Consider the following 15,101-nt stretch of genomic DNA (forward strand, 5'->3'; position numbering starts at 1 on the left):
ATTCCGACAGAGGGGCCATAACGCCTCAGCCGTTCTTCTTGAACCAGCCATGCAGATAGTCGACGAAGCGCCGGACCTTGGCGGGCAGATAGCGGCGATGCGGATAGATGGCGTAGATGCCGCCGCCCTTCAGTTCATAGTCATCGAGAATGGTGACCAGAGCCCCGCAATCGGCCTTGGGCTGGGCGATGAAATTCGGAATCATCGCGACGCCGAGACCTGCAATGGCCGCCCGCGTCGTGGCGATCGGCGAATTGACCTCGATCGGACCGGAGACGGAAATGGAGTGTGTGGTCCCGTCGGTGGTTTCGAAACGCCAGACATTGTAATTGCGATTGTTGGTGTCGACGATGCATGGAATGCCGGCGAGATCGCTGGGATGACGGACCTCGCCATATTTTTCGAGCAGCTTCGGCGAGATGAAGAATTTCATGCCGAAATCGCAGAGCTTGCGCGCGATCATCCCGGAGTCTTCGAGCCGGGTGATGCGGATCGCCACGTCGAAGCCTTCCTCGATCAAGTCGACGAAGCGGTCCTCGGCGACGATGTCGAGCACGATGTCTGGATGCTCGGCGGAAAAATCGATGAGACATTGGCCGATATTGGCGTCGACGAAACTGCGCGGCACCGAGATGCGGATGCGGCCCTTGAGATCGGTCGCGCCCTCGCGGACGAGATCGGCGAGATTGTCGATTTCCTTCAGGATTTCAGACGCCTGGCGATAATAGGTGTGGCCGGCCTCCGTCAGTGAGAATTGACGCGTGGTGCGGTTGAGCAGCAGCGCTCCGAGCTCGTCCTCCAACTCCTTCACATATTTCGAAAGCAGCGCCTTGGAGCGCCCGAGCTTGCGCGCGGCGGCCGAGTAACCCTCCGCGTCGACAACGTCGATGAAGGCGCGCATCCGCGTCAGCGTATCCATAGGGCCCCGATTCATAAAAATGTAAGAAAAGACTTGAACACCAGCGTCTTACCACGGCGAAAAAAAAATCAAAAAGGGGCCAAAAAATTCTTGATTATGACAGCGAACATGCCTATCTCCGCCCTTGCCCAAAGTCGCACGTGCCTGTGGGTGTCCGCCGACCCTCGAACTGGGAGTGATCCCTAAGGTGAGGTTATCGGTAAGGTACCTGGACCTAACCGCTCCAGTCGCTATTCCGGCCAACCGGGAAATGCGAGGACATCTTGAAGCAACGACGGTGCGGGCCTTTCTGGTGTCTGCCGGCTTTCCATCAGCCGGGGTTACTGAAGAGGCACACCTTCATTGCCGGAAGTGCGGTCGGGTTCATCCCTCCAATCCAAGGCAGACAAGACGATCCGACGCTGTGAGGCGTTAGGTCATCATTGCATCGCATATTCAGTTTATAGGTCCGGTGTCTCCATCTGCTGGCCCTGTTTGCTGCGTAGCTTTGTCTCATGTCGACCGGTTCATCCGGTGAATGCCACTTGTCCAGTCCGTGGCCGGTTCAGTCCGGTTCCGGCGACGGATCAATCTACTCTGGATTTTGGAAGGACACCCGCCATGACCACTCAGCGCATCCGCGATTTCCTCGCCACCCGACGTCCTGATGGACCGTGCCTCGTCGTGGACCTCGACGTCGTCAAGGACAATTTCAAGGCCTTCCGTCACGCTTTGCCGGACAGCCAGATCTATTATGCCGTCAAGGCCAACCCGGCCCCCGAAATCCTCAAGCTGCTCGCCGATCTCGGCTCCAATTTCGATTGCGCCTCGGTGGCCGAAATCGAAATGGCGCTGAACGCCGGCGCGACGCCTGCCCGCATCTCGTTCGGCAACACCATCAAGAAGGAGCGCGACGTCGCTCGCGCGCATGCGCTCGGCGTCAGCCTTTTCGCCGTCGATTGCCATGAGGAAGTCGAGAAGATCGCCCGCGCCGCTCCCGGCGCCCGCGTGTTCTGCCGCGTTCTCACCGATGGCGAAGGCGCCGAATGGCCGCTCAGCCGCAAGTTCGGCTGCGTGCCGCAGATGGCGGTCGACGTGCTCGTCTACGCCCATCAGCTCGGCCTCGTCTCGCATGGCGTGTCCTTCCATGTCGGTTCGCAGATGACCAAGCTCGACGCTTGGGATTCGGCTCTCGCCGACGCCAAGCGCGTGTTCGTGTCGCTCGCCAAGCGCGGCATCGAACTCAAGATGGTCAATATGGGCGGCGGTTTTCCGACCAAGTATCTCAAGGACATCCCGACGTCGGAGGCCTATGGGCGCGCGATCTTCGCCTCTCTCAAGAAGCATTTCGGCAATCACATTCCGGAGACCATCATCGAGCCCGGCCGCGGCATGGTGGGCAATGCCGGCGTGATCAAGACGGAAGTCGTGCTGATCTCCAAGAAGTCCGACAATGACGAACATCGCTGGGTGTTTCTCGACATCGGCAAGTTCGGTGGTCTGGCCGAGACCATGGACGAGGCGATCCGTTACCCGATCCGCACCACCCGCGATGCGGACGCGATGGAGCCTTGCGTGCTCGCCGGCCCGACCTGCGATTCCGCCGACGTGATGTATGAGAAGAACATGTATCCGCTGCCGGTCTCGCTGACCATCGGCGACGAGGTTCTGATCGAAGGCACGGGCGCCTACACCACCACCTATTCGGCGGTGGCGTTCAACGGGTTCGAGCCGCTCAAGGCCTATGTGATCTGATCCGGGGCGTCCGGATCGACATATGCGAACGCCCCGGATGATCCGGGGCGCGCGTTTCACACTTCAACATCACCGCCGCTGATAACGGTATTGGGCACGGGAGGCCGAGATGGCCGCTGTACTTGACACTGTGCGGGCGCTGTTTGCGCCCAAGTCTTCTCTGTCTTTCCGTATCGACCGGGAAAATCCTGGCGACGTGGTCGCGCGCGAGCGCCTGCTCGATCTCGCCATGGGGCCGGATCGGCGCAAAAAATCGTCCGAGGCGCTGCGCCGCAATCGCGTGCCGGCCGAAGGCTTGGCGCTGGTGGCGCGCGACGAGGACGATCATGTCATCGGCACCGTGCGGCTGTGGAACGTCCAGGCGGGCGTGACGCCCGCCGGCGGCTCCGTGCCGGCGCTTCTGCTCGGCCCGCTCGCGGTGTCCGCCGATCATGAGGGCAAAGGCATCGGCGGCGCGCTGATGCGGGCGGCGATTGTCGAAGCCAAATCCCTCGGTCACGGGGCGATCCTGCTCGTGGGCGACGCGCCTTATTACGAGCGCTTCGGCTTTTGCGCAGGCAAGACCCAGACGCTGATGATGCCGGGCCCGTTTGCCCGTGATCGCTTCCTGGCGCTGGAACTCAAGGACGGCTGGCTGGACGGCGCGGTCGGCATGCTGGTGGCCACAGGCCGCAAGCTGGTCGAGCCGGGTCTCAAGAAGGCCGCCTGAAGTTGATCGTCGAGCCGCCTGATATGGCGGCTCTTTTCATGCGCAGAGCAAAGCGCGGTCGGCGAGCAACCGATAATCGCCCGCCAGTTCGGATCCCGCGCCGTTGTCGACATGGCGAGACGCCGCGCCGCAGCGCGTGCGCTCTGCGAAGCGCTTGCGCCAGATATCGTCGCCGACATGGATGAGGCCGCCGAAACCGTCGAACTGGTCGGCGGTGATGTCGACCACGACATTGTCCTGCTCCAGCCAAGCGTGCTGATTGTCGGCGGAGCGGCCGATGACCAGCGTGAAATCCCCCAACCCCTGATCCTCGAGGAATTTGCCGAGCAGCACGGAGGCGTCGCCGCAGGAGCCCCAGGGGAACAGGCGAAATCCTGCCGACAGGCGGCTCTTCTCGGTCGTTTCAATGGCGAGGCGGAAGCGGGTGGCCGCTTCTCGGATGGCGTCTTTGCTCATGGCGCGCCCTGACGGTGACTGACGCCGAAACCCTACGCCGCATGGAAAAGTCCGCAATCGGAATCATCGAACATGGTTTCCGGGTGAAATTTCCGAAACGCGGCCGGAATGTCAGAACGTCGGCGGCGTGTTCACCCAGATCAGCACCGTCTCGCCGTCGAAGGCGTTGCGCCAGGAATGAGGGCGCCGGCTTTCGAAATAGAAGCTGTCGCCAGGGCCGAGCTCGAAGAACTGGTCGCCGTCGAGAATGATCTCCAGGCTGCCGGCCAGCACATGCAGGAACTCCTCGCCGGGATGCTGATAGGCGCCTTCGCTGGAGGCGCCCGGCGCCAGCACGAAGCGATGGCACTCCATCTGGTTCTTGCCTTCCGACAGGATCTGCACGGTGACTCCGGTGGAGGAGGGCGGCCAGGTCGACCATTCGCCGCTGCGGATCAGCGATTCGCCTGCATGGCGATCTTCCTGCCCCGAAAGCACGGCGAGCGTGGTGCCGAAATGGGCGACCAGCTCATGCAGCGCCTTGAAGGACAGGCCTTGCGATGTTCGTTCGAAGGTGGAGAGCGTCGACGTCGCAAGGCCGATGGCTTGCGCGACCGCATCCAGCGTCTTGCCGGCCTCGCGCCTCAGCCTGCGGATCTTCCTGCCGATCGGGATTTCGCCGATATCGCCGTCGTCTGTCGCGTCGTCCTCGGAAGCGTCCTGTTCTTGTTCCGCTTTCAGATTTTCGCGAATGGCGGCCGGATTCAGGCCTTTCTCGTGCCGCAGCCAGCTGATGCTCTTGAGGCGTTCGACATGGCCCGCGTCATAGAGCCGCTGGCCCGAATCGGTGCGGATCGGCTCAATCAGCCCCTGGCTCTCCCAGAGCCGAAGCGTGGAGGCCGACACCCCGGCCATGCGGGCCGCCTCGGCGATTTTGTAGCGTATCTCCATCCTCGTCCGATCCGGTCTGGGGCGATTTACGTCGCGACAATTCTTACGGACCATATTGCAAGTCTACAGAAAAAATGCAAGAAATCTTCCGGAGTGGTCGCGGAGAGTTCCGCGGCTCGATCAGGTCACTCGAACATCCAGGGGTTTCCCATGTTGAATACGGATATCGCCGCCCGCAGAACCGACGCGATCTCGCGCGGCGTCGGCGTCACCACGCAGATCTATGCCGACAAGGCCGAGAATGCCGAAGTCTGGGATGTCGAGGGTCGCCGCTATATCGATTTCGCCGCCGGCATTGCAGTGGTCAACACCGGCCACCGCCATCCCAAGGTGATCGCGGCGGTGAAGGATCAGCTCGACCACTTCACCCATACCTGCCATCAGGTCATTCCTTACGAAAACTATGTCACGCTCGCCGAGCGGCTGAACGACGCCGTGCCTGGCAATTTCAAGAAGAAGACGATCTTCGTGACCACCGGCGCCGAAGCGGTTGAAAACGCCATCAAGATCGCGCGGGCCGCTACCAACCGTTCCGCCGTCATCGCCTTCACCGGCGCCTTCCATGGCCGCACCTTCATGGGCATGACGCTGACCGGCAAGGTCGTTCCCTACAAGACCGGCTTCGGCGCGATGATGCCCGACGTCTTCCACGTGCCGTTTCCGGTGGAGCTGCATGGCCAGACGATCGAGGATTCGCTGTCGGTGCTCGACAAGCTGTTCAAGGCCGATGTCGATCCGGCCCGCGTCGCCGCCTTCATCGTCGAGCCGGTGCAGGGCGAGGGCGGCTTCTATGAAGTGCCGCGCGCCTTCATGATCAAGCTGCGCGAACTGGCCGACAAGCACGGCATCCTGCTGATCGCCGACGAAGTGCAGACTGGCTTCGCCCGCACCGGCAAGCTGTTCGCCATGGAGCATTACGGCGTCGTTCCCGACATCACCACCATGGCCAAGGGCCTGGGCGGCGGCTTCCCGATCGCCGCCGTCACCGGCCGCGCCGACATCATGGACGCGCCCGGCCCCGGCGGCCTCGGCGGCACCTATGGCGGAAATCCGATCGGCATCGCCGCCGGCAACGCCGTGCTCGATGTCATCGAAGAGGAAAAGCTCTGCGACCGCGCCGAACAGCTGGGCGCCCGCCTGAAGCAGCGCCTGCAGTCGCTGATCGAGGCCGTGCCGCAGATCGCCGACATCCGCGGCCCGGGCTTCATGAACGCCGTCGAGTTCAACATTCCCGGAACCAAGACGCCGGACGCCGACTTCACCAACAAGGTGCGGGTGCGGGCGCTGGAAAAGGGTCTGATCCTGCTCACCTGCGGCGTTTATGGCAACGTCATCCGTTTCCTGTCTCCGCTCACCATTCAGGACGACGTCTTCGCCGAGGCGCTCGACATTCTCGAAACCACGCTGCGCGAATGCGCCAAGGAGGCCTGATCATGGCGATCTCCGACACCTTCAAGTCCAAGCTGAAAGATCCCAGCCTGATCGTCGACAAGGCGCTGGTGGCAGGCTCCTGGGTCGACAAGAGCGACAGCGGCAAGACCTTCGACGTGACCAATCCGGCCACCGGCGAAGTGATCGCAACCCTGCCGGACATGGGCCGCGCCGAAACCGCGCGCGCCATCGACGCCGCCTACAAGGCCCAGAAGGCCTGGGCGGCCAAGACCGGCAAGGAGCGCGCCGGCGTGCTGCGCAAGCTGTTCGACCTGATGGTCGCCAACGCCGACGATCTGGCCATCATCCTGACGACCGAAATGGGCAAGCCCGTCGCGGAGGCCAAGGGCGAAATCCTGTACGGCGCATCCTATGTCGAATGGTTCGGCGAAGAGGCCAAGCGCGTCTATGGCGACACGATCCCCGGCCATCAGCCCGACAAGCGCATCATCGTCATCAAGCAGCCGGTCGGCGTCGTCGCCGCGATCACGCCCTGGAACTTTCCCAACGCCATGCTGGCGCGCAAGATGGCGCCGGCGCTGGCCGCAGGCTGCGCCATGGTTTCCAAGCCCGCGGGCGAAACGCCGCTGTCGGCGCTGGCGCTTGCTTTGCTCGCCGAGCGAGCCGGCCTTCCCGCCGGCCTGTTCAGCGTCATCCTGTCGTCGGACTCCGCGCCGATCGGCAAGGAAATGTGCGAAAACGACAAGATCCGCAAACTGACCTTCACCGGTTCGACCAATGTCGGCAAGATCCTGATGCGCCAAGGCGCAGACCAGATCCTCAAGCTCGGCCTGGAGCTCGGCGGCAATGCGCCGTTCATCGTGTTCGACGACGCCGATCTCGATGCGGCTGTCGAAGGCGCGATGGTGTCGAAGTATCGCAACAACGGCCAGACCTGCGTCTGCGCCAATCGCCTCTATGTGCAGGCAGGCGTCTATGACGCCTTTGCCGAGAAGCTGGCGGCCAAGGTGGCGCAGATGAAGGTGGGCGACGGCTTCGAAGCCGGCGTCAATGCAGGCCCGCTGATTTCGGCCAAGGCCTTGGACAAGGTCGAGGAGCATATCGGCGACGCGCTCTCCAAGGGCGCGCAGGTGGCTGCCGGCGGCAAGCGCGACGAGAAGGGCGGCCTGTTCTTCCAACCGACCATCCTGACCGGCGTGACCAGCGAGATGAAGGTGGCCCGCGAAGAGACTTTCGGTCCCGTCGCTCCGCTGTTCAAGTTCGAGACGGAGGAAGAGGTCATCGAGATGGCCAACAACACCGAATTCGGCCTCGCCTCCTACTTCTACTCGAAAGACCTCTCCAAGGTGTTCCGGGTGGCGGAAGCGCTGGAATATGGCATGGTCGGTGTCAATACTGGTCTGATCTCCAGCGAAATGGCGCCGTTCGGCGGCATCAAGCAGTCCGGCCAGGGTCGCGAGGGCTCGAAATACGGCATCGAGGATTATCTCGAGATCAAGTATCTCTGCCTGAGCGTGTGAGACGCGCCACGCCTGAAATCAGAGAAGCCCGGCATGTCCGGGCTTCTTGCTGTTCAGGATTTGCGAACGAGTTGTCGAGAGTTTCGCGTCTATCGTGAACATAACCCAAAGACTATGTTTGTCGTGACACTCATGCATCACGTGGCCCAGAGGCAATCATGGCATCGCTCAGCAACGCTTTTTCCAATCTGTCCTCGACGCCGCGCATGCCGGCGCTGTTCGTCGGGCACGGCAGCCCGATGAATGCGATCCTCGACAATGACTACAGCCGCAGCTGGCGCAAGATCGGCGAGAGCCTGCCGACGCCGAAAGCCATTCTCTGCGTGTCCGCCCACTGGATGACGCGGGGGACGACGCTGGTGCATATCGGCCGCAATCCCAAGACCATCCACGATTTCGGCGGTTTTCCGCCGGAACTGTTCGCGCAGCAATACAATGCTCCGGGCGCGCCGGATTTCGCTCAAGCGACGATCGACCTCCTGCAGGAAAGCCATGCGGAAGGCGACGATCGCTGGGGGCTCGATCACGGCGCCTGGTCGGTGCTGATCCAGATGTTCCCGAAGGCGGATATCCCGGTCTTCCAGCTGTCGCTCGATCTTTCGAAGGGGCTGGAGGACCATTTCAAGCAAGCTCGCCTCCGAACTGCGGGCCCTGCGCGAGAAAGGTGTCTTGATCATCGGCAGCGGCAACATCGTCCACAATCTCCGGGCGCTGAACTTCGATGGCCAGGTGTTCGACTGGGCGGTGGAGTTCGACCGCTATATGGCCGACGCCATCGAGACGCGCGACATCGGCAGGGTGTTGAACGCGGGGTCGATAGGCCGGGCGGCGGCGCTCGCGCATCCCACCGTCGAGCATTTCCTGCCGATCCTCTATCCGCTGGCGGTGATGGACAAGGCGGACGATCTGGCCTTCTTCAACGACACGATCGATCTCGGCTCGATCTCGATGCGGAGTTTCGTGCTCTCCTGATCAGGCGTTGGCCTCGGGCGTCCAATCGAGGAGCGCGAGCGTCCTGTCGTCGCGCTGGCCGCCGCACAACTCTGCGAGCGCGCGGGAGAAGAGCGAACCACTGTCGCCTGCAGCCAACTCGAACAGCGTCATGGAAGATCGGAATTTCATGTCGTCCGGCGCGCCGAAAATCTCGTGGAGGCTCTTGTCCGAATGGGCAAGCGTCGCCTTGGTCGCCTCGATCAGCCGCGGTCCGAGCATGGGATGGCGGAGATAGGCCTTGGCTTCTTCCACCGAGACGAGGGCATAGAGCTGTGCAGTCGGCGACATGCCCAAACCTGCGAGCTGGGGGAAGACGAACCACATCCAGTGACTCTGCTTCCGCCCGGCCCGCAACTCATCGAGGGCGCGGGGCCAACTCGACGACTGCGCCTCGACGAAACGATCGAGATGGAAACTGAGATTGTCCGACATCGTCCGGCTCCGCAGGATGTGGCGATCCGTTCAGGTCGCGGAGGGAAAACGGGCAAGGCGCGGCAAAGTTTCCCCAAAGCGCGAGCGCCGTAAATTTAAGGCGAGTTTGTTAAGCGTTCCGAAACGTCGCCACCTTATCGTCCGGTAACCATTCCTGTTTTGCGTATTGGCCCGGAGTATTGCGTGTGAAGATCGGCCTGCCAAAGATCCGCTTCTCTAAGAAGCTGGCGATCATATCCGCTGGCATGCTGGCGCTTCTGGGCGGCACCGGGGCCGCCGCGCTCTATGTCGGCAAGGACGAAATTCTCGGGCCGCCGAAGCCCAACACCACCGGCGGCGAATGCCAGACGATCCAGACCATGGTGCTGAAGACTCCGGGCAAGCGGCTGTGGATGCGCAAATATGTGAAGATGGCCTCCGCCGACGCCGACATGCGCATCAAGACCGCGCTGCGCGTGGCGGGGCTGCTCGCCAAGACCAACAAGGTGGACTTGATCCAGGTGTCGATCCTCGACGATCGCGGGCCCGACAAGCGCGCCTTCATGCGCGGCCGCGCCATCGGCGCCGAGGTGGTGATCGCGCTCGAGCCGCGTTACGTGCCCGAGATGAAGCAGCCGTTCATCGCGCGCTATTATGACGGCCTGCCGGCCGAAGACGGACGCTTCTATGGCGAGCGGGTCGATCTCGACGCCGAGGAAGTGAAGATCTTCATGGCGGCGATGAAGGACGAACCGGACAAGAAGGATTGCGCCGACATTCCGAAGCCGGAACCGGCGGAAGGCGAAAAGCCGGCGCATGGGGCCGCCAAGCCCGAGCATGGCGCGCCGACGGTGTCGGAAGGTCATGCCGCGCCCGCCGCCGAAGGCCACGGCGAAGCGCCGGCCGAGGGCCACGGCGAAAAGACCGCAGAGGGCCATGGCGAAACGCCGGCCGGCGGCGAGGACGTGAAAGCCGAAAGCCATGGCGAAGCGCCCGTCGCGGAGCCGTCGATGATGGATTCGGTGCTGGGCATGGTCGGTCTGGGCGGCGGCGAGGACAAGCCCGCCGAGGGGCATGACGCGTCCCAGAAATCCGAGGACCATTCGGCTCCGGCCGAAGAAGGACATGCCGCGCCCGCCGCCGAAGGCCATGGCGAGGAAAAGCCTGTCGCCGAAGGCCATGGCGAAACGCCAGCCAGTGGCGAGGAAGCCAAGTCAGAGGTCATGGTGAAGCGCCTGCCCAAGAGCCGTCGATGATGGACTCTGTGATGGGCATGGTCGGCCTGGGCGGCGGCGCGGAAAAACAGGCCGAGGGCCATGACGCCTCCAAGAACACAGAGGGCGAAACCGCGCCCGGCGAGCAAGCTCATGAAACCGCCTCCGCCGCGCCGGAGCCGTCCATGATGGATTCCATGCTGGGCATGGTGGGTCTCGACGGCGAAGAAAAACCCCCGAAAGATCATGCTCCGGCAAAGGCCGAGGGCGAACACGTTCCCGCCGAAAAGCCGTCCGACGCGGCCGAGGGCGATCACGCCGAGCCAGCCGAGGATCACGGCGCGGCCAGCGAACATGACGCCGCTGTGGATCAACCTGCTCAGGCGCATGCGGCGCCGGCGGAAGACGCCAAAGCCGGAGATCATGCCGCAGCCGAAGGTCATGACGCCGCGCCCGGCGAAGCACATGCCGCTCCAGCCGAAGACCACGCTGTGCCTGTGGAAGATCATTCTGCATCCGAGGGCCATGCCGCGCCGGTGGAGGAACATGGAGCCGCCGGCGAAGCGGACGCCGCGCCGAAGCCGGAGGAACATGGCCAGGCGGACCCTGCCGCGCATGATGCGGCGCCTGCCGAAGACCACGCCACCGCCGAGAGCCAGCCGGCCGAAACCGCGCATTGAGCGCAGAGACCAAGACATAGAAAAAGACCCCGGACGGCTTCGTCGCGGGGGCTTTTGTTTCGGGCTATCCGTGCTCAGTCTGCCTTGTTGCGGCGGGCCGGGAAGAGGATCACGTCGCGGATCGACGGCGCATTGGTGAGCAGCATGATCAGACGGTCGACGCCGATGCCCAGGCCGCCGGCGGGCGGCATGCCCTGGTCGATGGCGTCGAGGAACTCGTCGTCGAGCTGCTTGTCCTTCTCGCCGCGGGCATGGGCCTGCTCGAGCTGCTCAACCATGCGCTTGCGCTGCTCTTCCGGATCATTGAGTTCCGAGAAGGCGTTGCCGACTTCCCAGGCGTTGCAATAGGTCTCGAAGCGTTCGACCAGACGCGGCTCGCCCGGCACTTCCTTGGCAAACGGCGAGATGTCCTTGGGGAAATGCGTCACATGGCTCGGCTGGATCAGCGTGCCTTCGACCTTTTCCTCGAAGATGAAGGCGAGGCATTCGCCCCAGGTCCAGTCTTTCTCGACCTCGAAACCGGCGGCCTTGGCGGCTGCGCGGGCTTCCTCATCGGTCTTGATCGACAGGAAATCGATGCCGGTGGCGTCCTTGACGGCCTCGGGCATCGGCACGCGCTTGAACGGACCCTTGAAGGAGATCTGCTTGTCGCCGAAGGTGACTTCGGGCGTGCCGTGAATGGACACGGCCAGGCCTTCGAACAGCCGTTCGACGAGGCCCATAATGTCCTCGTAATCGGCATAGGCCCAGTAGCATTCCATCATGGTGAATTCGGGATTGTGCCGGGTGGAGACGCCTTCATTGCGGAAGTTGCGGTTGATCTCGAACACCTTGTCGGACAGGCCCGAGACCAGCGTGCGCTTGAGGTACAGTTCCGGCGCGATGCGCAGATACATGTCCATCTTCAGCGTGTTGTGGAAGGTCTTGAACGGATCGGCGGTGGCGCCGCCATAGATGGTCTGCAGCATCGGCGTTTCGACTTCGAGAAAGCCTTCGCCTTCCATGAAGCGGCGGATGCCGGAGACGATCTTCGAGCGCTGCTGGAAACGGAGCTTGGAATCCTCATTGGTGAGGATGTCGAGATGGCGCTTGCGGTAACGCAGCTCGATATCGGCCAGACCATGATACTTCTCCGGCATCGGCAGGAGCGTCTTGGTCAGCATGGTGATTTCATGGGCGTTGATGGTCAGTTCGCCGCGCTTGGTGCGACGGACCTGGCCCTTGACGCCGATGATGTCGCCGAGGTCGATCATCGGCAGCAGCGCGCGGGCTTCTTCCGGCGTTGTGTCCTTGTGGGAGAAGATCTGGATCTTGCCCGAGGCGTCATGGATGTCCATGAACATGCCGGAGTTGCGCGAGGAATAGACGCGGCCGGCGACCGTGACGATGTCTTCCGATTCCTGGTCCGGCTCGAGACCGGCATATTTCTCGGCGAATTCCGCATTGGTGAGCGTGCGGTGGAAATGCGCCGGATAGACGTCGCCGATGGTCTTGCGCAGTTGGTCGAGCTTCTGGCGGCGGACTTCGGTGGGGTCGGAGGAAAGCGCGGTTTCGGTCTTCTGTTCGGTCATCGTATTGGCCTTTTGCGGCTGTGTTCGTTTTGGTTCGCCGATGCGGCTGTCTCTGCCAACCCTCCCCCTTGTGGGGAGGGTCGGAGCGAAGCGACGGGGAGGGGAGGCGTCTTGCTCAGGGCGAAGACCCTCCCCAACCCCTCCCCACAAGGGGAGGGGCTTCCTTATTTTCCGCTGCCCACCATGGAGGTCAGCACCTGGATCGCCACCTTGAGGCGCTGGCGGACGACCGAGCGGCCAAGCAGCGCCATGGAATCGAACAGCGGCAGCGAGCGCTGGCTGCCGGAGACGGCGACGAAGAGCGGCGGGGTGACGACGCGCAGCTTCTTGCCGAGACGGTCGGAGATGGCGCGCAGCTCTTCCTCGATGGTCCCGACATTCCATTCCAGAATCTTTTCGAGATCGGCCTGAACGGTGGCGACGATCTCGAGCGTCTCGGCCGGAGAGGTCTTGAGGCTGGCGAAGGAGGCGGGGGTCAGACCGACATCGTTCGACAGCAGGAAGCCCGCGAGCGGCGGCAATTCGCCGAGCTTGGTCACGCGGCTCTGGGAGAGCTTGAGCCCCTCTACCAGCCTGTCGTTTTCGGACGCCCAGTCGAGCACGCGCGCGACGAACTCTTCCGGCGACAGCTTTTCGCGCAGCCAGCGACCGTTCAGCCAGTCGAGCTTCTGGACGTCGAAGATCGCGCCGGCCTTGGAGAGATTGTCGGGATCGAACTTCTCGATCAGCTCTTCCATCGACAGCAGCTCCGCCCTCGGCGATCTGGATGAAGAACAGGCCGAGGAAATTCATCAGCGCTTCCGGCAGGTAGCCGAGCGCCGAATAATAGGAGATCGAGGTCGGGTTCTTGCGCTTGGACAGCTTCGACTTGTCGGCGTTGCGCATCAGCGACAGATGCATGAACACCGGCGGCTCGAGACCGAGATAGCGATAGATGAGGATATGCTTGGGCACCGACGCCAGCCATTCCTCGCCGCGGGCCACATGGGTGATCTTCATCAGGTGGTCGTCGACGACGTTGGCCATGTGATAGGTCGGCATGCCGTCGGCTTTCAAGAGCACCTGCATGTCGACGCTGTCCCAGGGGATCGACACGTCGCCATAGACGCCGTCGTGGAAATCGCAGGAGCCCGAGGTCGGGATCTTCATGCGCACGACATGCGGCTCGCCGGCTTCGACGCGGGCGGTGACTTCTTCGGCCTTGATATGCAGGCAGAGCCCGTCATAGCCCGGGGCTTTCCGGCGGCGCGCTGCGCCTCGCGCATCTGTTCAAGCCGAGCCGGTGTGCAGAAGCAGCGGAAGGCGTTGCCTTCCTCGACCATCTTTTCGACGAAGGGGCGGTAGATGTCCTTGCGCTCGGACTGGCGGTAGGGGCCGTGGGGACCGCCGACATCGGGGCCTTCCGACCAGGTCAGGCCGGTCCATTTCAGCGCGTCCAGCACTTTCTGCTCGAATTCGGCGGTGGAGCGGGTGGCGTCGGTGTCCTCGATGCGGAGGATGAATTCGCCGCCATGTTTCTTGGCGAAAAGATAGTTGAACAGCGCGATGTAAGCGGTGCCGACATGCGGCTCGCCGGTGGGAGAAGGTGCGATGCGGACGCGGACGCCTGAAGTTGTCATGTTACTGGCCCATGGATCATGCAAAAAAGCCGCCGCGCCAGCCAAGGCCTTTTGGGCCGGCCGGCTCGCCGGATGAAATTCGGTGGGGAAGAAGTCGCGGAGACGCCATGAGATGCGGCGGCGCCGGACAATTCCGTCAGCGCCGCCTTAGGCCATATTCAGCCCATGTCGTCAAGGAAAAGCTCATTCGCCGGGCTTGGCGGCATAGGCTCCCAGGAAGAGGCGCAAGGCTTCGCGGACATTCCGGGCGATGCGCTCGGGCGAGGGCGGTTCCGGCATCTCGTTGAACAGGCGCGATCGAAAAATGCCCGCCATGCAGAGTTCGGCATATTGGCGGGCGGCCAATTCGGGATCTTCGATGTTGCGGAGCGTGCCGAGTTCGAGCTGCTTCTGGATATATAGGGTGAGCAGCATCGGGCCGCCGCCGGGGCCGGTGGTGTAGAAGCGCTTGGCGAGATCCGGCATGCGGTCGAGCACGCCGATGACCATGCGCATGGCGGGTATCACCCGCTCGGAACAGATATGCTCCGTCAGGCCGACGCCGAACTGGCGCAGCGTTTCGTCGAGCGGCAGGCCGCTTTCCAGCACCTGGCGGAGCATGCTCATGATGCGGCTTTTCTGCCGGTCGATCATCGCCGCAAAGAGATCTTCCTTGTTGGCGAAATAGACGTAGAGCGTGCCTTTGGACACGCCGGCGGCGCGGGTGATGTCGTTCATGCTGGCGGCGTCATAGCCGAGCTGCATGAAAACCTGCTGGGCTCCATCGAGGATCTGTTCCCGCTTGGCGGGATCTTCCCCCGCTGCGGGCCGCCGTCCCGGACCACACAGGCTGAGCTGCTGCGGTTCCTCCACCGGGGCGCGGCTTTCCTTGTTCGCCATGCCTTTTCCCATTTGTTCATTTTATTCGAACCGCGTGGTTCGATTGATGTTGCTATGGAACAAAAAAGGGACTA

13 protein-coding genes and 2 pseudogenes are annotated in these 15,101 nt (G+C 62.8%); 8 read left to right on the forward strand and 7 right to left on the reverse strand.

All coding sequences use genetic code 11. The annotated features are described in order from the left end of the window. Positions 1–25 precede the first annotated feature (25 nt). The gene (locus H2O14_RS14755) at positions 26–919 is read right to left on the reverse strand and encodes a LysR family transcriptional regulator (protein WP_182828248.1); all 894 of its coding nucleotides are present in this window, start codon (positions 917–919) and stop codon (positions 26–28) included. A 600-nt stretch (positions 920–1,519) separates the two neighbouring features. Between H2O14_RS14755 and odc2 the strand changes: the two genes are divergently transcribed. After that, complete coding sequence (gene odc2, locus H2O14_RS14760) at positions 1,520–2,653, forward strand: ornithine/lysine decarboxylase (RefSeq protein WP_182828249.1); 1,134 nt, start codon at positions 1,520–1,522, stop codon at positions 2,651–2,653. Between the two features lie 109 nt (positions 2,654–2,762). Further along, positions 2,763–3,362, forward strand: a complete 600-nt coding sequence (locus H2O14_RS14765; protein WP_182828250.1) for a GNAT family N-acetyltransferase — start codon at positions 2,763–2,765, stop codon at positions 3,360–3,362. A gap of 36 nt (positions 3,363–3,398) precedes the next feature. On the opposite strand, the gene H2O14_RS14770 is transcribed toward H2O14_RS14765, so the two are convergent. Beyond that, a complete protein-coding gene (locus H2O14_RS14770; protein WP_182828251.1) occupies positions 3,399–3,818 on the reverse strand; it encodes a hypothetical protein in 420 nt (139 codons plus the stop codon). 111 nt (positions 3,819–3,929) lie between these two features. Next, positions 3,930–4,748: a MerR family transcriptional regulator gene (locus H2O14_RS14775; protein WP_182828252.1), complete on the reverse strand. Its 819-nt coding sequence runs from the start codon at positions 4,746–4,748 to the stop codon at positions 3,930–3,932. A gap of 150 nt (positions 4,749–4,898) precedes the next feature. Here H2O14_RS14775 and H2O14_RS14780 point away from each other — a divergent pair, with 150 nt between their 5' ends. The 4 genes and pseudogenes from H2O14_RS14780 (at position 4,899) to H2O14_RS28505 (ending at position 8,632) form a co-directional block, all read left to right on the forward strand. Next, a complete protein-coding gene (locus H2O14_RS14780; RefSeq protein WP_182828253.1) occupies positions 4,899–6,179 on the forward strand; it encodes a 4-aminobutyrate--2-oxoglutarate transaminase in 1,281 nt (426 codons plus the stop codon). 2 nt (positions 6,180–6,181) lie between these two features. After that, positions 6,182–7,660, forward strand: coding sequence for an NAD-dependent succinate-semialdehyde dehydrogenase (locus tag H2O14_RS14785; RefSeq protein WP_182828254.1), 1,479 nt, complete (start codon positions 6,182–6,184; stop codon positions 7,658–7,660). Between the two features lie 239 nt (positions 7,661–7,899). Continuing rightward, positions 7,900–8,193: pseudogene (locus H2O14_RS29435) on the forward strand (dioxygenase); the annotation flags it as partial. Between the two features lie 136 nt (positions 8,194–8,329). Beyond that, the gene (locus H2O14_RS28505) at positions 8,330–8,632 is read left to right on the forward strand and encodes a dioxygenase (protein ID WP_210275455.1); all 303 of its coding nucleotides are present in this window, start codon (positions 8,330–8,332) and stop codon (positions 8,630–8,632) included. Here H2O14_RS28505 and H2O14_RS14795 read toward each other — a convergent pair whose 3' ends face one another. Beyond that, positions 8,633–9,085: a DUF1810 domain-containing protein gene (locus tag H2O14_RS14795; protein ID WP_182828255.1), complete on the reverse strand. Its 453-nt coding sequence runs from the start codon at positions 9,083–9,085 to the stop codon at positions 8,633–8,635. A 185-nt stretch (positions 9,086–9,270) separates the two neighbouring features. Here H2O14_RS14795 and H2O14_RS14800 point away from each other — a divergent pair, with 185 nt between their 5' ends. Continuing rightward, positions 9,271–10,320, forward strand: coding sequence for a hypothetical protein (locus H2O14_RS14800; RefSeq protein ID WP_182828256.1), 1,050 nt, complete (start codon positions 9,271–9,273; stop codon positions 10,318–10,320). After that, complete coding sequence (locus H2O14_RS14805; RefSeq protein WP_182828257.1) at positions 10,317–10,958, forward strand: hypothetical protein; 642 nt, start codon at positions 10,317–10,319, stop codon at positions 10,956–10,958. The genes H2O14_RS14800 and H2O14_RS14805 overlap by 4 nt, the downstream gene beginning before the upstream one ends. A 74-nt stretch (positions 10,959–11,032) precedes the next feature. On the opposite strand, the gene lysS is transcribed toward H2O14_RS14805, so the two are convergent. From lysS to H2O14_RS14820, 3 genes and pseudogenes are all read right to left on the reverse strand, one after another. Next, a complete protein-coding gene (gene lysS, locus H2O14_RS14810) occupies positions 11,033–12,529 on the reverse strand; it encodes a lysine--tRNA ligase (RefSeq protein ID WP_182828258.1) in 1,497 nt (498 codons plus the stop codon). A 164-nt stretch (positions 12,530–12,693) separates the two neighbouring features. After that, positions 12,694–14,148, reverse strand: a pseudogene (gene gltX / locus H2O14_RS14815) (glutamate--tRNA ligase). A gap of 183 nt (positions 14,149–14,331) precedes the next feature. Next, positions 14,332–15,027 (reverse strand): TetR/AcrR family transcriptional regulator, encoded by a 696-nt coding sequence (locus H2O14_RS14820; protein WP_246697398.1) that lies wholly within the window; start codon positions 15,025–15,027, stop codon positions 14,332–14,334. Positions 15,028–15,101: the final 74 nt, after the last annotated feature.

The organism is Rhizobium sp. G21 (assembly GCF_014158035.1).
Taxonomy (GTDB): domain Bacteria; phylum Pseudomonadota; class Alphaproteobacteria; order Rhizobiales; family Rhizobiaceae; genus Rhizobium_E.